The sequence below is a fragment of the Shimia sp. MIT1388 genome, assembly GCF_047124445.1.
Classification (GTDB): domain Bacteria; phylum Pseudomonadota; class Alphaproteobacteria; order Rhodobacterales; family Rhodobacteraceae; genus Shimia.
Genome location: NZ_CP138921.1, coordinates 4,049,147 through 4,072,365, shown reverse-complemented (window position 1 = coordinate 4,072,365; position 23,219 = coordinate 4,049,147). Strand labels below are relative to the sequence as shown.

Sequence of the window (23,219 nt, the reverse complement as noted above, 5' to 3'; positions counted from 1 at the left end):
AGGAGACCCTGCCGCAAGTCCACAGAAGATTTGTCCGAAGTTGTCGGTGTTCGCAGAGGAATTAGCTGCGCTCGGCGGCTCCAAGCAGCACATCAAACGGCGGCGCGCCGTGTTCCTTCACCGGCTTGGTCACGATGTAGGTGAAATAGCGCGACAGGCCGATGCGCGCATCCAGCATTTCGTCGATCAGACGCTGATAAGCATCGATGTCGCTGGTCACAATTTGCAGCAGATAGTCGAAGCCACCGCCAAGCGCCCAGCAGGCCACAACCTCGTCATAACGCTGCATCGCCGCCTCAAAGGCCCGGAAGCTGGCCGCGGTGTGGTCGGCGATCTCGGCAGAGACAAACACGGTGACATTTGGCGCAAGTTTCTTGAGGTTGATGCGCGCGCCGTAGCCTTCGATCAGCCCGGCCTTTTCCAGCTTTTTCAAACGATCCCAGCACGGGGTTGGCGAGAGGCCAATTTTCTCTGCCAGCGCCGCTTTGGTGATGCGGCCTTCCCGCGTCAACACGGCAAGGATGTCGATGTCCCGCTGGTCCAGTTTCATGGCAAAGGCCCTAAACCGCTTGGGGCGGCGCGCATGTCAGGGGTGAGCCCCGAGCCATATGTGGGTGTGGTGAACGTCATAGCCAGACTGCGTTATCAGCACCGCTTTGCCGTCGGCAAGTCCAATCGCCTTGCCCACCAAATCTGGCCGAAAAAATCTTGGGGAATCCGACTTTCACGAACCATCGCTTAACCACTGACTCTTCATTAACCAAATCGCTCTACGGTTTCCCTGTGTTGTAAGCACCGCGCCTGCCCTCTCTGATTCTCTCTTCAGGGCGCGGTTCGTAAGGGAATGGGAACTATGACAAAAACGCATTTGTCAGTCTGGGTACTACCACGCAGCCAAACGCAAGACGCGCCCCCTCCAGCGCGTCGGGCGAATCGTACGGGCGCGTTCATTGTGGCCGCCTGTGGCGACGCAGACTTCGCCGTGGAGCCCAAGCCGTCCTGCAACAAGAACCGCCGGATTTGGCCACACACCGCCCCGACCCGTCCCCGGATTTTTGCGCGCTAGGCTCTAGAGGTCTGGCGGCACATCCACCGCGGGCGCACTGGGTTTGATGTCCAGAAGCGGCGTGCCGTCAAAACAGTCGATGGCGTCAATACCAATGACGCCTGCTTCCAAATCCAGCGACGTAATGCGCACCGCCGCCAGTGAAATCGGGTTCACGCGGTTGGGTGAGCGCAGCGCAAAAATGCCACATGCCGTATCGCGATGCCGAGGCCGCTGGGTGATCAGATCGCGCCGCGCCTGATGCATCCAGTAGAAAAGCAAAATCCCCTGCCCGACCTCAAGGCCTGTGAGCCCCTGAGCAAAGCCCGGCTCCAGCACAACACGTGCACCCTGGCCGGTTTCGCGGGCACGTGTCACGTTCTTGGGACAGTCGCCGCGCTGCCAAGGAGTCTCGATGTGACCAATATAGCGCAGCTGCGCATCCACGCGTTCCAGCGGATCAAAAGACAGACGGTCCTCGCCTTCGCGTTGCTCTGGAAAGGCGGTTGTGGTGGGCTCGGTCATGGCGGGGTTCCTTGGATGTCTTCCGCACTCTGCCAGCAGACTCGCAGTGATACCAGCACCCGCTTGGTCGCACACCGGGAATGAAAAACGCCGCTCCGGAGAGCGGCGTTTTCTGATTTTAGATGATTTCGTCTTCGAGACCTTCGGTGGACAGCCCTTCGAGCTTGGGCATCAAGCTCAAAAGCTCCCGCGTGTAGGTCTCTTTCGGCGCAGCAAACAGGGTTTCGGTGTCCGCCACCTCCACCATCTGCCCCTGACGCATCACGCCGACACGGTCGCACATCTGGCGCACCACCGGCAGGTCGTGGCTGATGAAGAGCATGGTCAGGCCCAGGTGCTCCTGAAGATCTTTGAGGATGTTCAGGATCTGCGCCTGAATGGACACGTCGAGCGCCGACGTGGGCTCGTCACAGATCAGGAAGCGCGGCTGTGTTGCCAGAGCGCGCGCAATCGAGATCCGCTGGCGCTGACCACCGGAGAACTCATGCGGGTACTTGCGACCTGCTTCGGAGCCAAGCCCCACACGTTCCAACAACTCGTCCACACGGTGCTGAATGGCGGCGCCTTCCAGCAGCTTGTGATGTTTCACCGGCTCCGCGATGATCTCATCCACACGCATGCGCGGGTTGAGGCTGGAGAACGGGTCCTGGAAGATCATCTGGATCTGACGGCGGTAGCTTTCCAAATCCTTGGCGGTCTTGAGCTGCGTGATCTCGTCTTCGTCAAAGAAGATCTTGCCGCCGTTGGTCTGATAGAGCGTCGCAATCATGCGGGCCACGGTCGACTTACCCGAGCCACTTTCCCCCACGATGCCAAAGACCTCACCTTCGCGGATGTCAAAGCTGACCTTGTCCACGGCAGTGAAGAATTTGCGGCGTGATGGGATGATCGACCCACTTTGCAGGAAAGTCTTGGTGAGCCCCTCGACCTTCAGCAGCGTGCCGGATTTGGTCGGCTCCGGACGGTCCCAGTTGCGCGCCAAATCGTCGATGTGGAACGCAATCTGACGGCCACCATAAGACAGCTGCGGGAAGCGATGCACCTTGAGCGTCGGACGTGGCACTGCGGCGATGAGCGACTTGGTGTACTCATGCGCCGGGGCGCCAAGCACCTGCTCAGTTGTGCCGCTTTCTACGACCTCACCCTGATACATCACGGTTACCTTGTCGGTGGTGTCCGCGATCACACCCATGTCGTGGGTGATCAGGACCACGCCGGTCTGACGTTCCCGCGCCAGTTCCTTGATCAGCTCAAGAATCTGCGCCTGAATCGACACGTCGAGCGCCGTGGTCGGCTCGTCCGCGATGATCACATCCGGCTCGGAACAGAGCGCAAGCGCGATCACCACCCGCTGGCGCATACCGCCAGAGAACTGGTGTGGGTATTGATTGATCCGCTCGTCCGGCATGGGAATACCCACCCGATCCAGCAATTCAATCGCGCGCTTTTTGCTGTCTGCCTCGGACAGTTTCAGGTGGAACTGGATGGTTTCCACCAACTGCTGGCCAACGGTCAGAAGCGGGTTCAGCGAGGTCAGCGGGTCTTGGAAGATCATAGAAATCTTCGCGCCCCTAAGCGCCCGCATGCCGTCGGCATCCCGACCGTTGATGTGCTCGCCTTTGAAGCTCACCGTGCCTTCAGCGATGTGGCCGGGACGCTCCAGCAAGCCCATCACGGCGGCGCCGATGGTGGATTTGCCTGCACCGGACTCGCCGACAAGACCGTGGATTTCCCCAGGTTCAACTGTGAGGTTGGCCTTGTTCACCGCCACAAACAGTTTGCGACGGGTCGGGAAGTGGACCGAGAGGCCCTCGATATCTAGGAGTTTCTCGGTCATCACTGCAGCCTCGGGTTCAATGCATCACGCAGCCAGTCGCCCAGCAGGTTCACAGACAGCGCAAGCGCCAGAAGGGTCACGGATGGGAACAGGATGATCCACCACTCACCGGAGAAGAGGAAGTCTTGCCCGATGCGGATCAAAGTGCCCAGCGACGGTTGGGTTGGCGGTGCGCCCACGCCGAGGAAGGACAGAGTCGCCTCAGCAATAATGGCCAGCGCCAAAGAGATCGTCGCGATCACCAGAACTGGCGACAGCACGTTTGGCAGGATGTGACGCAGCATGATGATGCCACGACCGCGGCCCATCATACGCGCGGCTTGCACGTATTCCTTGTCTTTTTCCACCAGCGTCGCGCCACGCACAACGCGGGCGAATTGCACCCAGTCAGATAGGCCAATCGCGATGATCAGCACCCAGATGGCCATTTGGTCATGGTGCTGGATCGGGATGACACCTTTGGCAATGCCGAAGATCAGCATGGCCACCAGAATGGAGGGGAAGGTCAGCTGCACATCGGCGGCGCGCATGATCAGGGTTTCCACCCATCCGCCAACGTAGCCAGCCACAAGGCCAAGCGTGATGCCGAGGATCATGGCAAAGCTGACCGCGGCCAGACCAACAAAGAGCGACACGCGCATTCCGTAGAGAATGGTGGAGAACACGTCGCGGCCCTGATCGTCCGTGCCAAGCCAGAAGACATCGCCGGTGAAGTCATTGGGCGCCATCGGCGCGGTGAAGCCGTTCATCAGGTCCAGAGAGCCCGGATCAAACGGGTCATACGGCGCGATCAGCGGTGCAAAGACGGCGCTCAACACCAGCAGCATGACCACGATGAAAGACACCACGGCCACCGGCGAGCGGCGGAAGCTGTAGACAAAATCGCTGTCCAGCGCCTTGGCAAGACGCGACTGCGGTGCGGTTGCGGATTGATCAGACATCAGTGTGCCCCCTTCCCGTCCGTGCGCAGGCGCGGATCGATCGCAAAATAGAGCAGGTCAACAATCAGGTTGATCCCCACAAACATCACCGAAATCAGCATCAGGTAGGCCGCCATCACCGGGATGTCGACAAACTGCACCGCGTTGATGAACAACAAGCCGACACCCGGCCATTGGAACACGGTCTCCGTGATGATCGCAAAGGCGATGATCGAACCAAGCTGCAAACCAGTCACCGTGATCACCGGCACCAGCGTGTTTTTCAGAGCGTGGCGGAAGTTCACCGTGCGGTCTTTCAGGCCACGGGCGCGGGCAAAGCGCACATAGTCCTGACGCAAGACTTCCAGCATTTCCGAGCGCACCAAACGCATGATAAGCGTCATTTGATAGAGACCCAGGGTGATCGCCGGCAGGATGATCGCCTTTAGACCCGTGGAGGTCAGTAGGCCTGTGCTCCACCAACCGATGTGCACCACGTCCCCCCTGCCAAAGGCGGGTAACCAGCCTAATTCAACCGAGAACAGATAGATCAGCAGAATACCAATCAGGAAGGTGGGCAAAGACACCCCGATAAGCGAGATGGACATAATCGCATTGGCGAGGAACCCATCTTTGCGGATCGCAGTGAGCACCCCTAGGCCGATGCCAATCGAAATCGCCAGAAAGCCGCTGACCGCTGCCAGCTCCAACGTTGCGGGCGCACGCTCCACAAGGATTTCCGCCACTGGGCGACCTTGACGGTAGCTGACCCCAAAGTCACCTTGCACCGCGTTTTCGAGGAATTTGTAGTATTGCACCGGGAAAGGTTGATCCAACCCAAGCTCCGTCCGAAGACGGGCAATGTCAGCATCGGTGCGTTCCTGACCCAACATGTTATCAATCGGATCCCCGACGAATTGAAACATGCTGAAGGCAACTAAGCCTACGACCAGAAGAACCAATGCGGACTGTAGTACTCTTTTTAAGACATACGTCAGCATCACTGCGTCCCTTTGTTTTTTTATTGGCGCGAGCCTTGCGCTCTCAAAGGGCGCAGGTCAAGTGCAGCGCGTGAGGCGGCGAAGATTGCCCGCCGCCTCATTTTTAGGCAGTTTTATTGCACGTTCACCCAGCGCAGAATAAAGAAATTATCCGGGCGTTGGGTCAGGGAGACGTTGTCACGCGCGCCCCATACCAGAGGTTGTACGTACATCGGCACATAGGCGGTTTCCGCCTGCAGAATCGCTGCGGATTCGTCGAGCATCATCTGGCGTTTGCCGTCGTCGATTTCCGATTGGATCATCGGCAACATCTCATCGATCTTGGCGTTGGAGTAGCCGCCAAAGTTCCAGCTGCCGAGTTTCTTCTCAGAATTCGGGGTGTGTGCCAGGAAGCGGATTGGGTGCTCTGCATCGAATGTGCCTGGGGACCAACCCAGCAGATACATGTCGAAGTTATCCGCGCGCAGCTCTGGCCAGTAGTTCGAAACCGGCATGGCGTCCAGTTCAGCGTTGATGCCGACTTTCGCCAACATCGCCGTGACCGCCTGACAGACCGCTTCGTCGTTCAGATAGCGGTTGTTCGGGCACTTCAGGCCAAAGGCAAACCCATCGGCATAGCCCGCTTCTGCCAGAAGGGCCTTGGCGCCTTCCGGATCATAGGTCGGACGGTCCATGTTTGCAGCGGAGTAGCCGCGCATCGCCGGGCTCACCAACTGGCTGGCTGGTTCGGCGTTACCGCGCATGATGGTCTTCAGGATCGCGTCCACGTTCACCGCTTTGGACACGGCTTCACGCACACGGGCGTCTTGGAACGGGTTTGGCTTGCCTGCATCCGCGCCATATTTCAGCACGTCAGCTTCCTGGGCAAATCCAAGCATAATCACGCGCGCCTCGATGCCTTGAATGACCTGCACGCCATCCTGGCCTTGCAGACGTTCGGCATCCTGGATTGGCACCGGGTTGATCATATCCACTTCGCCAGACAACAGCGCCGCCACAGCGGTAGCCGAGTTCTGGATCGGGGTGAACTCTGCCACGGTGATGTTGTGCGTGGCCTCATCCCACCAACCGTCAAACGGCTTAAGCTGCGTGCGCAGATCGGGTTCGCGCTCGGTCACCATGAAGGCGCCGGTGCCGTTGGCGTTCAGCGTGGCGTAATTGCCGTTTTCCTTGTCCGGCAACGCAGCATTGTTGGCTTCGGCCCAGCCTTTGTCCACGATCATCCAGTTGGCAATGCTGTCCGGGAAAATCGGGTTGGGCGCGGAGGTCATGATATCGACGGTCTTGCTGTCGACCACCTTCACCTCAGACACCGGCGCAAACCAGCTGCGGGTGTCGGACACTTCGTTGGACGCACGCTCATAGGAGAACAGCACGTCTTCCGCGTCAAAGGTGCTGCCATCATGGAAGGTCACGCCTTCGCGCAGATGGAAACGCCAGCCCTCGCCGTCGCCAATCGGCTCCCAGCTTGTCGCCAGCGCCGGCTCGATCGACATGTCTTTGCCACGACGCACAAGGCCTTCGTACACGTTGTTCAAAAAGCCCAGAACCGGTGCAGAGTTCACCGCGTGCGGGTCCATGGTTTGCGGATCGGTGGTGCCTGCCCACTTAAACTCTTCGGCTGCAACAGGTGCAGCACAAACAGCGGCCAGAGCGGCCGCGCTTAACATATGTCTCATGACATTTCCCCTGTTCTTCAATCCGCGACGTCGCGCGCGGGTGCATGGGACCAGTGTCACCCCAAGCGGATTGCAAAAGCAAGGTCGGCACACATTTTTGTGAACAAGTTAAGCCATTTTCAGGCTTATGCTTTTTCAGCTTGCACGCAATCCGAGCAAAATACTCAAACTTTTGTTGGGCAGGCCTTGGTGGCTGTGCCACCATGGCGGTGCAGTTTGTTTATTAAGGTGACGACATGATTGAAGTGACTGAAGCAGGCGGACCGGAATTTTTGGAAGTCCGCATGACCGCGCCCATTACCGAAAGCGACTATACCGACGTGCTGACCCCCGCGATTGACCGCGCCATCGAGCAGGCGGAGAACATTCGGCTGCTGGTGATCCTGGACGGTGGACCGGGGGATTTCACCGCCGGCGCCATGTGGCAGGACAGCCGTATGGGGTTCAAACACTGGCGCGGGTTCGACCGCTGTGCCATTGCGACCGACGACAGCACAATGAAACGGCTGATTTCCATGTTTGGCGTACTGATGCCCTGCCCCGTGGCCCTGTTTGGCCTGTCAGAGGCCGACGATGCCCGCCGGTGGCTCCGCGAAAGCCTTGGCTCCATTCAGATTGACGCGGTGGATGACAGCACCGTCTGTGTGCGCCTGATGGGCAAGCTCGACAGCGAGATCTACGAAGGTAAATCCGAAGATCTCGACAATCTGCTGGCGGGCAAAAGCCAGTTTGGCCTGGTGATCGATCTGCGGGAATTTGACGGCTGGCAAGGCTTGGGCGCTCTGCGCGACCATTTCGCGCTGGCCAGTGCGCATGTCGGGCAATTGACCCGTGCGGCTATTGTTGGCGATGCCGGATGGCAGAAAATGGCCTCCAAAGTAGGGACACATGCGTTCGGGGTGAACGCAAAGCATTTTGGCGCCGATGATTTTGACATGGCCGTGGCCTGGGTTCAGACAGGCGCCTAGCTTCCCGACTTTCTTAAAACAAAAAGGCCGCCCATTGGGCGGCCTTTCCGTAGTCTGTCGTCCGAATTACGCTAAGCGCAATTACTCAACGATTTTGGACACAACACCGGAACCAACGGTGCGGCCACCTTCGCGGATCGCGAAGCGCAGGCCCTGCTCCATCGCGATTGGTGCGATCAGCTCAACGTTGAATTTCAGGTTGTCACCAGGCATCACCATCTCGGTGCCCGCTGGCAGCTCAACAGTGCCGGTCACGTCAGTGGTCCGGAAGTAGAACTGTGGACGGTAGTTCGCGAAGAATGGCGTGTGACGGCCACCTTCATCCTTGGTCAGGATGTAGGCTTCTGCTTCGAACTTGGTGTGTGGGTTCACGGAACCTGGGGCACAGAGAACCTGACCACGCTCAACCGCTTCACGGTCAACACCACGCAGCAGCGCGCCGATGTTGTCGCCCGCTTCACCGGAGTCCAGCAGCTTGCGGAACATTTCAACACCGGTACAGGTGGTTTTCTGAGTGTCTTTGATGCCAACGATTTCAATCTCGTCGCCAACGTTGATCACGCCACGCTCAACACGGCCGGTCACAACAGTACCACGGCCAGAGATCGAGAACACGTCTTCGATTGGCATCAGGAACGGCTGGTCAGTCGCACGTGGTGGCTGTGGGATGTACTCGTCAACCGCCGCCATCAGCTCAGCAATTTTCTCTTTGCCGATGTTGTCGTCGCGGTCTTCCAGAGCCGCCAGAGCGGAACCGGCGATCACAGGAATGTCGTCGCCTGGGAATTCGTACTCAGACAGCAGCTCGCGGATTTCCATCTCAACGAGTTCCAGCAGCTCTTCGTCGTCAACCTGGTCCACTTTGTTCATGAAAACAACCATGGCAGGGATGCCAACCTGGCGGCCCAGCAGGATGTGCTCACGGGTCTGTGGCATTGGGCCGTCAGCCGCGTTCACAACCAGGATCGCGCCGTCCATCTGCGCCGCACCGGTGATCATGTTTTTCACGTAGTCGGCGTGGCCTGGGCAGTCAACGTGGGCGTAGTGACGTGCGTCGGTTTCATATTCCACGTGCGCGGTGGAGATGGTGATGCCGCGTGCTTTTTCTTCAGGCGCGCCGTCGATTTCGTCGTACGCTTTGAAGTCACCAAACTGCTTGGTGATCGCAGCGGTCAGCGTGGTTTTACCGTGGTCAACGTGACCAATGGTGCCGATGTTGCAGTGCGGTTTACTGCGCTCAAACTTTTCCTTAGCCATGATGGCCTCCTTAATGTTGAGGTAGGAAGCGGGCAGCCCGCTTCCCAAATTTTGTTATGCGTATTTCGCTTGGATCTCGTCGGAGATGTTCTGCGGAACTGGATCGTAGTGGTCGAACTGCATGGTAAACTGCGCGCGGCCCGAAGACATGGAGCGCAGGTTGTTGATGTAGCCGAACATGTTGGCCAGAGGCACAAATGCGTCGATTGCTACAGCGTTACCACGTGGTTCCTGACCGGACACCTGACCACGACGGGAGGTGAGGTCGCCAATGATGCCACCGGTGTATTCTTCCGGTGTGATCACTTCCACTTTCATGATTGGCTCAAGCAGTTTCGCGCCGGCCAGTTTCATGCCTTCACGCATTGCCATACGAGCAGCGATTTCAAAGGCCAGAACGCTGGAGTCCACGTCGTGGAACTTACCGTCGATCAGAGCAACTTTGAAGTCGATCACAGGGAAGCCTGCCAGAGGACCGGAGTCCATGACAGATTGGATACCCTTTTCAACACCCGGGATGTATTCCTTCGGAACAGCACCACCAACGATGCGGCTTTCGAAGGAGTAACCTTCACCAGCTTCAGTCGGCATGATTTCCATTTTGACTTCAGCGTACTGACCGGAACCACCAGACTGTTTCTTGTGGGTGTAGGTGTGCTCGATGCCTTTGGAGATGGTCTCACGATAAGCCACCTGTGGCGCACCGATGTTGGCCTCAACCTTGAACTCACGCTTCAGACGATCCACGAGGATGTCCAAGTGAAGTTCGCCCATGCCCTTCATGATGGTCTGACCGGATTCCAGGTCAGTTTCCACGCGGAAGGATGGGTCTTCGGCCGCCAGACGCTGCAGACCCTGAGACATTTTCTCTTGGTCAGCTTTGGTCTTAGGCTCAACGGCAATCTCGATCACCGGATCCGGGAAGGTCATGGTTTCCAGAACAACCGGGTCGTTGGTGGCGCAGAGCGTGTCACCAGTGGTTGTGTCTTTGAGACCTGCCAGCGCGATGATGTCACCCGCAAACGCTTCGGTGATTTCCTCACGGTTGTTGGAGTGCATCATCATCATACGACCGATGCGCTCTTTACGACCTTTGGTGGAGTTCAAGAGCGTGTCGCCCTTGTTCAGCACACCGGAATAGATCCGGGTAAAGGTCAGGGAGCCAACAAACGGGTCGTTCATGATTTTGAACGCCAGGCCGGAGAACGCCATGTCGTCGTCTGCACGACGGGCAATGTTACGCTCTTCGGTTTCATCACCTGGTTCAAAGCCCATGTAATCAACCACGTCCAGTGGGGACGGCAGGTAGTCGATCACAGCGTTGAGCAGAGGCTGAACGCCTTTGTTCTTAAACGCGGAACCACCGAGAACCGGAACGAAGGACAGAGACAGAGTACCTTTGCGCAGCAGTTTGCGCAGGGTTGGTACGTCAGGCTCTTCACCTTCCAGGTAGGCTTCCATGGCGTCGTCGTCTTGCTCGACGGCGTTCTCAATCATCTTGGCGCGCCATTCGTCGGCCAGATCTTTGAGTTCGTCACGGATAGGGGCTTTGATCCAGCTTGCGCCGAGGTCTTCACCCTGCCACAGCCACTCTTCCATGGTGACCAGGTCAACCAGACCTTCCAGCTCGGTTTCTGCACCGATAGGGAATGCCACTGGAACAGCGGTTGCACCGGTACGGTCTTCAATCATGTTCACACAGTTGAAGAAGTCCGCGCCGATTTTGTCCATCTTGTTGACGAACACCATGCGTGGAACCTTGTAGCGGTCAGCCTGACGCCACACGGTTTCGGTCTGTGGTTCAACACCGGCGTTGGCGTCCAGAACACAGACGGCACCATCGAGAACCGCCAGGGAACGCTCAACTTCAATGGTGAAGTCAACGTGGCCTGGGGTGTCGATGATGTTCAGACGGTGCTTAGGCGTGTCTGCGGTTTGGCCATCTTCGGTGCGCTCCCAGAAGGTGGTCGTCGCAGCGGAAGTGATGGTGATACCACGTTCCTGTTCCTGCTCCATCCAGTCCATGGTGGCTGCACCGTCGTGCACCTCACCGATGTTGTGGGATTTGCCGGTGTAGTACAGGATGCGCTCGGAGCAGGTGGTTTTACCTGCGTCGATGTGCGCCATGATACCGAAGTTGCGGTAATGTTCGAGCGTATATTCGCGTGCCATTGGTCTAATGTCCTCTGGGCTTTACCAACGATAATGGCTGAAGGCTTTGTTAGCTTCTGCCATCTTGTGAGTGTCTTCGCGCTTCTTAACGGCGGTACCGCGGGAGTTCACGGCATCCAGAAGTTCACCTGCAAGGCGTTCTTCCATGGTGTTTTCGTTGCGGCCACGCGCAGCACCAATCAGCCAACGGATGGCCAGGGCTTCGCGGCGCTCAGGGCGCACTTCGACCGGAACCTGATAGGTGGCACCACCCACACGGCGGGAGCGAACCTCAACCGATGGTTTGATGTTGTCGAGTGCTTCGTGGAACACTTCAACAGGGGCGCGTTTCACCTTGTTTTCAACGCGGTCCAGCGCGTTGTAAACGATCTTTTCGGCAACAGATTTCTTGCCGTCGATCATCAGGTTGTTCATGAATTTGCTCAGGACCTTATCGCCAAATTTGGCGTCAGGCAGAATCTCGCGTTTCTCAGCGGCGTGACGACGTGACATATCAGCCTCTCCTTCTTACTTAGGACGCTTCGCGCCGTACTTGGAACGACGTTGCTTACGGTCTTTGACGCCTTGGGTATCCAGAACACCACGCAGGATGTGGTAACGAACACCCGGAAGGTCTTTTACACGACCGCCACGGATCAGAACCACGGAGTGTTCCTGAAGGTTGTGGGATTCACCTGGGATGTAGGAGATCACTTCGTAACCGTTGGTCAGGCGAACCTTCGCAACTTTACGCATAGCGGAGTTAGGTTTCTTCGGCGTGGTTGTGTACACACGGGTACATACGCCACGCTTCTGAGGGCACTGCTCCAGGTGCTGCGACTTGGAGCGCTTGATTTTAGGCTGACGCGGTTTGCGGATCAGCTGCTGAATCGTTGGCATAGGGTCTCTTTCCTATTGCTTCCATTTATACGCCGGGCCGAGGCCCAACGCGGTTATCTGTTTTTTCGCAACTTGTGCGGACACAAGCGCAAAAACCGCAATCGTTTCCATTCCGAGGCAAACGACGCGGTGGGGTCTCAGAGGTTGCGGTCTTCAAAGTAGACCGGAACTTGACCACTACAGGTGTGAAACGGCTCAGGGTACACTTCTCCCATTGCCGGATGATCGCGCGTATATGGGGAGTCGCAGCCCTTGTCAACAGCTGCCCCTGTTGCGCTGGCCCGCGTCCCCTGCCAATGTGCGCCCAACCATAAGAGAGGCAAAAACATGATCGACAGCAGGGACATGCAGATGATTGGTCTGTGCCGGTTCTCCTATCCGGCTTTGGGCGGATTTCAAGTGGAACATGAGACCGTAGAGGACCGCATTGCCTTCCTCTATGCCGAAGACCGGCTAGAAGAGCGGTTTCAGTTGATGGAAACTGTGGCCCTGCCCTGCCTGCGCGAGCAAACCGATCAGAATTTTGAGATGATCGTTGTGATTGGCGACACTTTGCCCAAGCATCATGTGGATCGTCTGCATGACATTACGGCTGACATTCCGCAGATCTCAATTGTGGCCCATGAGCCCAAGCCACATCGCCCGCTGATGAAAGAGCTGATCAACGGCGCGCGCAAAGATCCCAAAGCCCCCTGCCTGCAGTTCCGCCATGATGACGACGATGCCATTTCGGTGGATTTCTTCGAGAAGTTCCGCGCGGCGGTGAATGCTGTGCCCGGCCTGTTGGACAACCGTGCCGTTGCCTTTGACTGGAACCGGGGCATCATTGCCGAGATGAGTGGCGACGGCATCGCCGCCACTGATACAGTGCGCAATCTCTATGTGGCCTCATTGGGCATGTATGTGCGCGGGGGCTGTCCGCTGACCATCATGAACTTCCGCCACGGCATCATGAACCAGTTCATGCCCACCGTGTCTTTCACCGATACGCCGATGTGGGTGCGCACCCACAATGGCTACAACGACAGCCGCCAGAAGAAGGTCAAACCGGTGCCGGTGGAGCCTTTGACGGTGGAGCAGGAAGCGGAGTTCAAAGCCCGCTTTGCCATCGACGTGGATCAGGTGCGCGCCACCTTCTCCTGAGACAGCTTGCGCCCGCGCAGCAAGGTGAACACCCCTGCCCCCACAACGATCGCCGCACCGGTGAGCGTGATGGGGTCAGGCCAGTCGCCAAATACCACAAAGCCGAGGATCAGCGCCCAGAGCAAACCGCTATAACGGAAGGGCGCGATAAAGCTGACCTCACCTACGCGCATCACCAGCACAGAAAACAGATAGCCGCCCAAGATGAACAGCGCGGCACCGCTGAGCAGCACCCATTGGCGGCCATCTAGGGTGACCCAGTCGCCACCCAGGCTGGCCACGCCGGCAAACAGCATCACCCCCAGCGATGCCACTAGGGTCACTGTCAAGGACGGCACATTGGGGGACATCTTGCGTGTGGACAGGTCGCGCAATGTCACAAAGGCCACCGCCACCATGGCGTAGATCGCGTATTGGTCAAAGCCGTCTGGCCCGGGACGCACAATCAGCAACATTCCCACGAAACCCGCTGCAATGGCCGAAGCCCGCCGCCAGCCGACCGCTTCCCAAAAAAACAACGCGCCGCCAAGGGTCACGGTCAAAGGCAGGATTTGCAGGATCGCCGTCACATTCGCCAAGGGCATGTGGTAGAGCGCGGTGATAAAGAAATAGGCCGCGCCGATTTCGGCGACGGTGCGCACAATCACCAGCGCCCAATCCTGACGTGACAGGCTCCAGCGCAGTTTGCCCAAAGACTTGGCCAAGCCCCAAATCAGGACCGAGGCCAGTGCACCTCGCAGAAACAACATCTGAAACAGCGGCACATCTGTACCCAGCGACTTCACCAAAGTGTCGTTGAATGTAAACGCCGCCATAGAGAGCATCATCAGGAGTGCGCCCTTGGTGTTGTCTGACATCGCCGCCATGTGTCGCCCCTCCCAAAATGCAACCGCGCGACCCTAGGACTGGCCGCGTGCTTTGCCAATACCCGAACGTTTCAATCTGCCAATATCTACGCCCAAAGGAAAAGGGCCCCCGGCGTATTGCCGAGGGCCCTTTCAAATTGCGTTAGGTCGAAGGTTTAGTCGAACTCGCGGCTTTCCGGTGTTTCCACCAGACCGCTGTCAAACACATCATCGGCAGTCACATCTTCAACCGGGGCTGCCAGACGTGCGGCGGCTTCCGCCTCCTCACGACGCGCTTCCACAACCACGTTGTCCCGCTCGGACGCGATGCGACGTACTTTCTGTGTCGCACCACCGGTACCGGCTGGGATCAAGCGGCCCACGATGACGTTCTCTTTGAGGCCAACCAGCTTGTCTTTCTTACCCTGCACGGAGGCTTCGGTAAGAACGCGGGTGGTCTCCTGGAACGAGGCCGCGGAGATGAAGGACCGGGTCTGAAGCGACGCTTTGGTGATACCAAGCAAGATCGGCTCACCTTGAGCAGGGCGGCGACCTTCGGCCAGCGCCTTCTCGTTGGCGGCGTCAAACTCAACCTTCTCGACGTGTTCGCCTTTGAGCAGGGTGGTTTCACCAGAGTCCTGGATTTCCCACTTCTGCAACATCTGACGTACGATCACTTCGATGTGCTTGTCGTTGATCTTCACACCTTGCAGTCGATACACGTCCTGCACTTCGTCGATCATGTAGTCCGCCAGCGCTTCAACACCCATGATGGAGAGGATGTCGTGCGGTGCCGGGTTACCGTCCATGATGTAGTCACCCTTCTGCACGAAGTCGCCTTCCTGCACAGGGATGTGTTTGCCCTTTGGCACCATGTATTCCACGGTCTCCAGGCTCTCATCAGACGGCTCGATCGCGATGCGACGCTTGTTCTTGTAGTCGCGGCCAAAGCGCACGTAACCATCGATTTCGGCGATGATCGCGTGATCTTTTGGGCGACGCGCTTCGAACAGTTCGGCCACACGTGGCAGACCACCGGTAATGTCTTTGGTTTTTGCACCTTCACGCGGGATACGCGCGATAACGTCACCAGCTTTCACGTCCTGCTGATCTTCAACCGACAGGATCGCATCCACAGACATTGGGTAGTGAACCGGGTTGCCCGCATCGTTGCGCACAGGCTCGCCATCGGCATCCACCAGGATCACTTCAGGCTTCAGCTCGTTGCCTTTTGGTGCCGCACGCCAGTCAGACACGATCTTCTGTGTCATGCCGGTTGCGTCATCGGTCTCGTCACGCAGGGAGATACCCACGGTCAGATCAACAAACTTCGCCTTACCGTCTTTCTCCGCCAGGATTGGCAGGGTGTACGGATCCCATTCAAACAGCTTGTCGCCAAAGCTGACCGCCTGGCCGTCTTTGACAAACAGCTTGGAACCATAACCAACCTTGTGGCTGGCACGCTCGTCGCCGTCTTCGCCCTGAATGATCAGCTTCATGTTGCGGCCCATCACCAGGATCTCGCCGTTGGCGTTCTCCAGAGTGTTGGCGTTTTCGAAGACGATCTTGCCTTCCTGGCTTGCTTCCAGGAACGACTGTTGACCACCTTGTGCAACACCACCGATGTGGAAGGTCCGCATCGTCAGCTGTGTACCAGGTTCACCAATCGACTGCGCCGCGATGATACCGACGGCTTCGCCGGTGTTTACCAGAGTACCGCGTGCAAGGTCACGACCGTAGCACATGGCACAGACGCCTTCCTCAGCCTCACAGGTCAGCGGGCTACGGATACGGGCGTTGGCCACACCAGCTTCGTCAATCGAGTCCGCCATGCGTTCGTCGATCAGCTGACCGTGTGCAACCAGTACCTCATCAGTGCCTGGCTTCATGATGTCCTCAGCCGCAACACGGCCCAGGATACGCTCTGCCAGAGAGGCCACAACTTCACCGTCGTTGACAGCGGCTTCGGCGTTGATGGCGTTGTCAGTGCCACAGTCGTGCATGCGTACGATGCAGTCCTGCGCCACATCCACCAGACGACGTGTCAGGTAACCGGAGTTCGCTGTTTTCAGCGCGGTATCAGACAGACCCTTACGGGCACCGTGGGTGGAGTTGAAGTACTCCAGAACGGTCAGACCCTCTTTAAAGTTCGAGATAATCGGGGTCTCGATGATGTCGCCGTTTGGCTTGGCCATCAGGCCGCGCATACCGCCCAGCTGTTTCATCTGTGTGACCGAGCCACGCGCACCGGAGTGGGCCATCATGTAAACCGAGTTTGGCTCCGCTTCAGCGCCATTCTCGTCTGTCTGCGCCGCGGAGATGGTGCCCATCATCGCGTCGGTGACTTTGTCGTTACACTTGGACCAGGCATCCACAACTTTGTTGTACTTTTCGCCCTGAGTGATCAGGCCGTCCATGTACTGCTGTTCAAAGTCTTTCACCTGATCGCGAGTGTCGTCGACGATGGTCCACTTGTTGTCCGGGATCACCATGTCGTCTTTACCAAACGAGATGCCAGCCTTGAACGCTTCGCGGAAGCCCATGGTCATGATCTGGTCACAGAAGATCACGGACTCTTTCTGACCACAGTAGCGGTAGACGGTGTCAATCACGTTCTGAACGTCTTTCTTCCGCAGCAGCTTGTTCACCAAGGCAAATGGCGCCTTGTTGTTCTGCGGCAGAAGCGCGCCGAGGCGCACACGACCAGGGGTGGTTTCCACACGTTCCACAACTTCCAGACCGTTCTCGTCGATCTGTGGGATACGGGCATGGATTTTGGCGTGCAGGTGCACTTCGCCAGCGTCCAGCGCGTACTGAACTTCCTCGATGGAGGAGAAGACCATGCCTTCACCCTTCATGCCTTCACGCATGATGGAGGTGTAGTACAGACCCAAGATCATATCCTGAGACGGAACGATGATTGGTGCACCGTTGGCAGGCGACAGAACGTTGTTGGTGGACATCATCAGAACACGCGCTTCCAGCTGGGCCTCAAGGCTCAGAGGAACGTGTACCGCCATCTGGTCGCCGTCGAAGTCGGCGTTAAACGCAGAACATACAAGCGGGTGCAGCTGGATGGCCTTACCTTCGATCAGTACCGGCTCAAACGCCTGAATGCCCAAACGGTGCAGGGTTGGCGCACGGTTCAGCATCACCGGGTGTTCGCGGATCACTTCGTCCAGGATATCCCAAACTTCGGGACGCTCTTTTTCCACCAGCTTCTTGGCCTGCTTCACAGTGGAGGACAGACCTTTGGCTTCCAGACGCGAGTAGATGAACGGCTTGAACAGTTCGAGCGCCATCTTCTTGGGAAGACCACACTGATGCAGTTTCAGTTCCGGACCGGTCACAATCACCGAACGACCAGAGAAGTCGACGCGTTTACCCAAAAGGTTCTGACGGAAACGACCCTGCTTACCTTTCAGCATGTCAGACAGCGATTTCAGCGGACGCTTGTTGGCGCCGGTGATCACACGGCCGCGACGGCCGTTGTCAAACAGCGCATCCACAGATTCCTGCAGCATCCGCTTTTCGTTACGCACGATGATGTCAGGCGCACGCAGTTCGATCAAACGCTTCAGACGGTTGTTCCGGTTGATCACACGACGGTAGAGGTCGTTGAGGTCGGACGTCGCAAAGCGGCCACCATCTAGCGGCACCAGCGGGCGCAGCTCTGGTGGGATCACTGGGATCACGGTCAGGATCATCCATTCCGGACGGTTGCCGGACTCGATGAAGCTTTCAACCACTTTCAGGCGCTTGATGATCTTCTTTGGTTTCAGTTCACCGGTCGCTTCGGCCAGATCGGCGCGCAGCTGCTCGGCTTCAGATTCCAGATCGATCTGGGACAGCATCTCACGGATCGCTTCAGCACCGATGTTGGCGGTGAAGGCGTCCATGCCGTATGCGTCCTGCGCATCCATGTACTCTTCTTCGGTCATCATCTGGCCGTAGGTCAGGTCGGTCAGACCCGGCTCGATAACAACGTAGTTTTCAAAGTACAGCACGCGTTCCAGATCACGCAGAGTCATGTCCAGCATCAGGCCGATGCGGGATGGCAGCGATTTCAGGAACCAGATGTGTGCCACTGGCGCGGCCAGCTCGATGTGGCCCATGCGCTCACGGCGCACTTTTTGAAGGGTAACTTCAACACCACATTTTTCGCAGACAACGCCGCGATACTTCATGCGCTTATATTTGCCGCAGAGACATTCGTAGTCTTTGATTGGGCCAAAGATACGCGCACAGAACAGACCGTCACGCTCTGGCTTGAACGTACGGTAGTTGATGGTTTCCGGCTTTTTGATCTCACCGTAGGACCACGACAGGATCCGCTCTGGCGACGCGAGCGAGACTTTGATCTCGTCAAACGCCTTTTGTGGGGCGAGCGGGTTAAACGGGTTGTTCGTCAGTTCCTGGTTCATTTTGATACCTCAAATTTGGTTGGGAGGAGAGTGGATGGGATGAGGGCTAACGCCCTCACTCACCTTCCTCCGTATCCAGGAGTTCCATATTCAGGCCGAGGCCACGGACTTCTTTCACCAGAACGTTGAACGATTCTGGGACGCCCGCTTCGAAGTTGTCCTCGCCCTTGACGATGCTTTCATAGACCTTGGTCCGGCCTGCCACGTCATCCGACTTCACAGTCAGCATTTCCTGCAGGGTGTAGGCGGCGCCGTAAGCTTCCAGAGCCCAGACTTCCATCTCACCAAAGCGCTGACCACCGAACTGTGCCTTACCACCCAGCGGCTGCTGTGTGACCAAGGAGTACGGACCAGTGGAACGCGCGTGGATTTTGTCGTCCACCAGGTGGTGCAGTTTCAGCAGGTACTTGATGCCCACGGTCACAGGGCGGGCAAACTGCTCACCTGTGCGGCCATCAAACAGCTGCGACTGACCGGATTCAGAGAAGCCAGCCCGCACCAGCGCGTTATTCACGTCGCTTTCTTTCGCGCCGTCAAACACTGGGGTCGCGATTGGCACACCGTTGGTGACGTTGCCTGCCGCTTCCAGAAGCTGACCTTCGTCCATGCCGGTGATGCCTTCTTCGTAGACCTCGTCGCCATAAGCCAAACGCATCGCTTCACGCACAGGGGTCAGATCGCCGGAGCGACGGTATTCCTGCAGCGCTTCATCCACGTTCACACCCAGACCGCGAGCGGCCCAACCCATGTGGGTTTCAAGGATCTGACCAACGTTCATACGCGAAGGCACGCCCAGTGGGTTCAGACAGAAGTCAACCGGCGTACCGTCTGCGAGGAACGGCATGTCTTCCATAGGCACAACCTTGGAAATAACACCTTTGTTCCCGTGACGACCGGCCATCTTATCGCCCGGCTGAAGCTTACGCTTCACAGCGATGAAGACTTTGACCATCTTCATCACGCCTGGTGGCAGGTCATCGCCACGACGGACTTTTTCGACCTTGTCCTCAAAGCGGTGCTCAAGAGCCCGTTTCTGGATCTCGTACTGCTCGTTCAGAGCCTCAACGATCTGGGCGTCTTTCTCGTCTTCCAGAGCCAGCTGCCACCACTGACCACGGCTCAGGGAGTTCAGCAGTTCCTCGGAGATTTCCGAGTTTGCTTTCACGCCTTTTGGACCTTTTACAGCCACTTTGCCGAGGATCATGTCTTTCAGACGGGCGTAGATGTTGCGGTCCAGGATCGCCAGTTCGTCGTCACGGTCCCGTGCCAGACGTTCGATCTCTTCACGCTCGATCTGCAGCGCACGTTCGTCTTTTTCCACACCGTGGCGGTTAAAGACCCGTACTTCCACAACGGTACCGAAGTCACCCGGCTTCACGCGCAGCGAGGTATCGCGCACGTCAGACGCTTTCTCACCAAAGATGGCGCGCAGAAGCTTTTCTTCCGGCGTCATTGGGCTTTCGCCCTTTGGTGTGATCTTACCAACCAGAATGTCGCCCGGCTCCACGTCCGCACCGATGTACACGATGCCGGCCTCGTCGAGGTTGCGCAGCGCTTCTTCACCGACGTTTGGAATGTCGCGGGTGATTTCCTCTGGACCCAGCTTGGTGTCACGTGCGGCAACTTCGAATTCTTCGATGTGAACCGAAGTAAACACGTCGTCACGCGCGATGCGCTCGGAGATCAGGATGGAGTCTTCATAGTTGTAACCGTTCCAAGGCATAAACGCGACAACCACGTTTTTACCCAGAGCCAGTTCACCGATATCGGTGGATGGACCGTCGGCAATCACTTCGCCCTTGGCAACCGTGTCACCCACTTTCACCAGCGGACGCTGGTTGATGCAGGTGTTCTGGTTGGAACGCTGGAACTTACGCAGACGGTAGATGTCCACGCCCGCGTCGCCCAGCTCCAGATCGGAGGTGGCGCGGATCACGATACGCTGTGCATCCACTTGGTCGATGATACCTGCGCGCTTCGCCTGAATGGCCGCGCCGGAGTCGATCGCCACTTTTTCCTCGATACCAGTACCCACCAGAGGTGCTTCCGCACGCAGCAGTGGCACCGCCTGACGTTGCATGTTCGAGCCCATCAGAGCGCGGTTAGCATCGTCGTTTTCAAGGAATGGGATCAGAGAGGCCGCAACAGACACCAGCTGTTTCGGGCTCACGTCGATCAGGTCCACGTTTTCAGAGGCGGCCAGCGTGTATTCGCCGGACTGACGGGTGTTCACGAACTCATTGGTGAACTTGCCGTTTTCGTCCAGAGACGCGTTGGCCTGCGCCACAGTGTGACGCTGCTCTTCGGTTGCGGACATGTAGTTCACTTCGTCGGTGACCACGCCGTTCTCAACCTTGCGGTACGGTGTTTCGATGAAGCCGTATTTGTTCACGCGGGCAAAAGTCGCCAGCGAGTTGATCAGACCAATGTTTGGACCTTCCGGCGTTTCAATCGGACACATACGACCGTAGTGGGTCGCGTGCACGTCGCGCACCTCAAAGCCTGCACGCTCACGGGTCAGACCGCCTGGGCCCAACGCGGAGAGACGACGCTTGTGCGTCACTTCAGACAGCGGGTTGGTTTGGTCCATGAACTGCGACAGCTGCGAGGAGCCGAAGAATTCACGTACCGCCGCTGCGGCTGGCTTCGCGTTGATCAGATCCTGCGGCATGACAGTGTCGATCTCAACAGAGCTCATACGCTCTTTGATCGCACGCTCCATACGCAGCAGGCCCACGCGGTACTGGTTCTCCATCAGTTCACCAACGGAGCGCACACGACGGTTGCCGAGGTGGTCGATGTCGTCGATGTCGCCTTTGCCGTCACGCAGTTCCACCAGCGCCTTGATGCAGGCCACGATGTCTTCTTTGCGCAGGGTACGCAGCGTGTCCGGAGCATCCAGAGCCAGACGCATGTTCATCTTCACGCGGCCCACCGCGGAGAGGTCATAACGCTCGGAGTCAAAGAACAGGGTGTCAAACAGCGCGGAGGCTGCTTCAACGGTGGGTGGCTCACCCGGACGCATCACACGGTAGATGTCCATAAGCGCGGTCTCGCGGCTCATGTTCTTGTCCACCGCCATGGTGTTGCGCATGTATGGACCAACGTTGACGTTGTCGATGTCCAGAACCGGAATGTCGGTGAAGCCTGCGTCGATCAGGTCTTTCACGGTACCGCCGATCAGGTCGCCGTCTTTGTCGTATTCCAGTGTCAGCTCGTCGCCGGCTTCCACGTAGATCGCACCGGTTTCCTCGTTGATGAGGTCTTCGGCCACAAATTTGCCAACGATGTGCTCAAACGGCACCAGCAGATCGGTGATCTTGCCTTCGTCGATGATCTTTTTAACCGCGCGCGGGGTGACCTTTTTGCCAGCTTCGGCAATGACTTCGCCGGTGGCGGCGTCGATCAGATCCTGCGTTGGACGGGTGCCGCGTACGCGCTCTGGGAAGAACTTGGTGACCCAACCTTTGCTCTTGTCCAGCTTGAAGTTCACGGTGTCGTAGTAGGCATTCATGATGCCTTCCTGGTCCAGACCCAGCGCATACAGCAGGGTGGTCACAGGCAGCTTACGACGACGGTCGATGCGGGCGTAAACGATGTCTTTGGCATCAAACTCGAAGTCCAGCCAGGAGCCGCGGTATGGGATGATGCGGCAGGCGAACAGCAGTTTGCCCGAAGAGTGGGTTTTGCCTTTGTCGTGGTCAAAGAACACACCAGGGGAGCGGTGCATCTGAGACACGATCACGCGCTCGGTACCGTTCACCACAAAGGTGCCGTTCTGGGTCATCAGAGGCATGTCGCCCATGAAGACGTCTTGCTCTTTGATGTCTTTAACCGACTTGGCGCCAGTGTCTTCGTCCACATCAAACACGATCAGACGCAGGGTCACCTTCAGAGGCGCGCTGTAGGTCATGTCACGCTGCTGACATTCCTCAACGTCATACTTCGGCTTTTCCAGCTCGTAGTTGACGAATTCCAGAACGGAAGTTTCGTTGAAGTCCTTGATCGGGAATACCGACTGGAACACACCTTTGATGCCTTCGCCGTCAGTTGGCTGTGGCGCATCACCGGATTTCAGGAACAGATCATAAGAAGATTTCTGAACCTCAATCAGGTTCGGCATCTCCAGAACTTCACGGATTTTACCGTAGTATTTACGTAGACGTTTCTGGCCAAGGAAGCTTTGAGCCATGGTCAATGTCACCTTTCGATTCATCATCAACAACATACCGTCGGGCCCCGGCACGTCGCGTCAGTGACGGCGTGGATCAGATCCATTCTCGACCCCGTCCCACCGGGGTCACTCGATCAAAATCCTGCCTTGGAAAACCTCTTGCTGCGTGCGTCGCAGAACCCAAGAGACTTACCAAGCCGGGGTTTTCACCTGTATTTCAAGGCCTTGTCTTGTTTGTGTCGTCTTTTGAAAGTGTGGGGAGAGTGCCCCAGATCAGCGCCGCCTTATCCAATAAATCCGCAAAGGACAAAAGCGGCCCCGAATCGCTCGAAACCGCAAGAGATTACCGA

The 23,219-nt window shown here is 57.4% G+C and carries 15 protein-coding genes; 2 read left to right on the top strand and 13 right to left on the bottom strand.

Features of this window, described 5'->3' with window-relative positions:
- Positions 1-61: 61 nt before the first annotated feature.
- The 6 genes from SIB92_RS20015 to SIB92_RS19990 form a co-directional block, all read right to left on the bottom strand.
- The gene (locus SIB92_RS20015; protein ID WP_412553668.1) at positions 62-550 is read right to left on the bottom strand and encodes an Lrp/AsnC family transcriptional regulator; all 489 of its coding nucleotides are present in this window, start codon (positions 548-550) and stop codon (positions 62-64) included.
- Positions 551-1,069: 519 nt separating this feature from the next.
- Complete coding sequence (locus SIB92_RS20010; protein ID WP_412553667.1) at positions 1,070-1,570, bottom strand: SAM-dependent methyltransferase; 501 nt, start codon at positions 1,568-1,570, stop codon at positions 1,070-1,072.
- 118 nt (positions 1,571-1,688) lie between these two features.
- Entirely contained in the window at positions 1,689-3,407 is a 1,719-nt protein-coding gene (locus SIB92_RS20005; RefSeq protein ID WP_412553666.1) for an ABC transporter ATP-binding protein, read from the bottom strand.
- On the bottom strand, positions 3,407-4,348 hold the full coding sequence (locus SIB92_RS20000) for an ABC transporter permease (RefSeq protein WP_294119441.1): 942 nt from the start codon (positions 4,346-4,348) through the stop codon (positions 3,407-3,409). Before SIB92_RS20000 ends, SIB92_RS20005 begins: the two co-directional genes overlap by 1 nt.
- Positions 4,348-5,328, bottom strand: a complete 981-nt coding sequence (locus SIB92_RS19995) for an ABC transporter permease (protein WP_412553665.1) — start codon at positions 5,326-5,328, stop codon at positions 4,348-4,350. The genes SIB92_RS20000 and SIB92_RS19995 overlap by 1 nt, the downstream gene beginning before the upstream one ends.
- 113 nt (positions 5,329-5,441) lie before the next feature.
- Complete coding sequence (locus tag SIB92_RS19990; RefSeq protein WP_412553664.1) at positions 5,442-7,007, bottom strand: ABC transporter substrate-binding protein; 1,566 nt, start codon at positions 7,005-7,007, stop codon at positions 5,442-5,444.
- 236 nt (positions 7,008-7,243) lie between these two features.
- Here SIB92_RS19990 and SIB92_RS19985 point away from each other — a divergent pair, with 236 nt between their 5' ends.
- A complete protein-coding gene (locus SIB92_RS19985; RefSeq protein WP_412553663.1) occupies positions 7,244-7,975 on the top strand; it encodes an STAS/SEC14 domain-containing protein in 732 nt (243 codons plus the stop codon).
- Positions 7,976-8,056: 81 nt separating this feature from the next.
- Here SIB92_RS19985 and tuf read toward each other — a convergent pair whose 3' ends face one another.
- From tuf to rpsL, 4 genes are read right to left on the bottom strand one after another with little or no spacing between them, the layout of a single operon-like run.
- Positions 8,057-9,232, bottom strand: a complete 1,176-nt coding sequence (tuf, locus tag SIB92_RS19980; RefSeq protein ID WP_412551048.1) for an elongation factor Tu — start codon at positions 9,230-9,232, stop codon at positions 8,057-8,059.
- Between the two features lie 54 nt (positions 9,233-9,286).
- Positions 9,287-11,404, bottom strand: a complete 2,118-nt coding sequence (gene fusA, locus SIB92_RS19975; protein WP_412553662.1) for an elongation factor G — start codon at positions 11,402-11,404, stop codon at positions 9,287-9,289.
- 21 nt (positions 11,405-11,425) lie between these two features.
- Complete coding sequence (gene rpsG / locus SIB92_RS19970; RefSeq protein WP_132861092.1) at positions 11,426-11,896, bottom strand: 30S ribosomal protein S7; 471 nt, start codon at positions 11,894-11,896, stop codon at positions 11,426-11,428.
- Positions 11,897-11,911: 15 nt separating this feature from the next.
- Positions 11,912-12,283 carry a 30S ribosomal protein S12 gene (gene rpsL / locus SIB92_RS19965; RefSeq protein WP_054000841.1) on the bottom strand — a complete coding sequence of 124 codons (372 nt, stop codon included), beginning with the start codon at positions 12,281-12,283 and terminating at the stop codon, positions 11,912-11,914.
- Positions 12,284-12,628: 345 nt separating this feature from the next.
- On the opposite strand from rpsL, the gene SIB92_RS19960 reads away from it, so the two are divergent.
- Complete coding sequence (locus SIB92_RS19960; protein WP_412555875.1) at positions 12,629-13,426, top strand: putative rhamnosyl transferase; 798 nt, start codon at positions 12,629-12,631, stop codon at positions 13,424-13,426.
- Here the strand turns inward: SIB92_RS19960 and SIB92_RS19955 are convergent.
- From SIB92_RS19955 to rpoB, 3 genes are all read right to left on the bottom strand, one after another.
- Entirely contained in the window at positions 13,402-14,283 is an 882-nt protein-coding gene (locus SIB92_RS19955; protein WP_412555874.1) for a DMT family transporter, read from the bottom strand. The two genes, SIB92_RS19960 and SIB92_RS19955, sit on opposite strands and share 25 nt — an antisense overlap.
- A gap of 164 nt (positions 14,284-14,447) precedes the next feature.
- Positions 14,448-18,695 (bottom strand): DNA-directed RNA polymerase subunit beta', encoded by a 4,248-nt coding sequence (rpoC, locus tag SIB92_RS19950; RefSeq protein ID WP_412553661.1) that lies wholly within the window; start codon positions 18,693-18,695, stop codon positions 14,448-14,450.
- 55 nt (positions 18,696-18,750) lie between these two features.
- Complete coding sequence (gene rpoB, locus SIB92_RS19945) at positions 18,751-22,887, bottom strand: DNA-directed RNA polymerase subunit beta (protein ID WP_412553660.1); 4,137 nt, start codon at positions 22,885-22,887, stop codon at positions 18,751-18,753.
- Between the last annotated feature and the right edge of the window lie 332 nt (positions 22,888-23,219).

Excerpts from the sequence above, each read along its gene's own strand:
- SIB92_RS20010 (WP_412553667.1), bottom strand. The coding sequence starts at position 1,570 with ATGACCGAGCCCACCACAACCGCCTTTCCAGAGCAACGCGAAGGCGAG.
- SIB92_RS19955 (WP_412555874.1), bottom strand. The coding sequence starts at position 14,283 with ATGTCAGACAACACCAAGGGCGCACTCCTGATGATGCTCTCTATGGCG.
- rpoC (WP_412553661.1), bottom strand. The coding sequence starts at position 18,695 with ATGAACCAGGAACTGACGAACAACCCGTTTAACCCGCTCGCCCCACAA.
- SIB92_RS19995 (WP_412553665.1), bottom strand. The coding sequence starts at position 5,328 with ATGCTGACGTATGTCTTAAAAAGAGTACTACAGTCCGCATTGGTTCTT.
- SIB92_RS20005 (WP_412553666.1), bottom strand. The coding sequence starts at position 3,407 with ATGACCGAGAAACTCCTAGATATCGAGGGCCTCTCGGTCCACTTCCCG.
- SIB92_RS19960 (WP_412555875.1), top strand. The coding sequence starts at position 12,629 with ATGCAGATGATTGGTCTGTGCCGGTTCTCCTATCCGGCTTTGGGCGGA.
- rpoB (WP_412553660.1), bottom strand. The coding sequence starts at position 22,887 with ATGGCTCAAAGCTTCCTTGGCCAGAAACGTCTACGTAAATACTACGGT.
- rpsG (WP_132861092.1), bottom strand. The coding sequence starts at position 11,896 with ATGTCACGTCGTCACGCCGCTGAGAAACGCGAGATTCTGCCTGACGCC.
- fusA (WP_412553662.1), bottom strand. The coding sequence starts at position 11,404 with ATGGCACGCGAATATACGCTCGAACATTACCGCAACTTCGGTATCATG.
- SIB92_RS19990 (WP_412553664.1), bottom strand. The coding sequence starts at position 7,007 with ATGAGACATATGTTAAGCGCGGCCGCTCTGGCCGCTGTTTGTGCTGCA.
- SIB92_RS20000 (WP_294119441.1), bottom strand. The coding sequence starts at position 4,348 with ATGTCTGATCAATCCGCAACCGCACCGCAGTCGCGTCTTGCCAAGGCG.
- SIB92_RS20015 (WP_412553668.1), bottom strand. The coding sequence starts at position 550 with ATGAAACTGGACCAGCGGGACATCGACATCCTTGCCGTGTTGACGCGG.
- rpsL (WP_054000841.1), bottom strand. The coding sequence starts at position 12,283 with ATGCCAACGATTCAGCAGCTGATCCGCAAACCGCGTCAGCCTAAAATC.
- tuf (WP_412551048.1), bottom strand. The coding sequence starts at position 9,232 with ATGGCTAAGGAAAAGTTTGAGCGCAGTAAACCGCACTGCAACATCGGC.
- SIB92_RS19985 (WP_412553663.1), top strand. The coding sequence starts at position 7,244 with ATGATTGAAGTGACTGAAGCAGGCGGACCGGAATTTTTGGAAGTCCGC.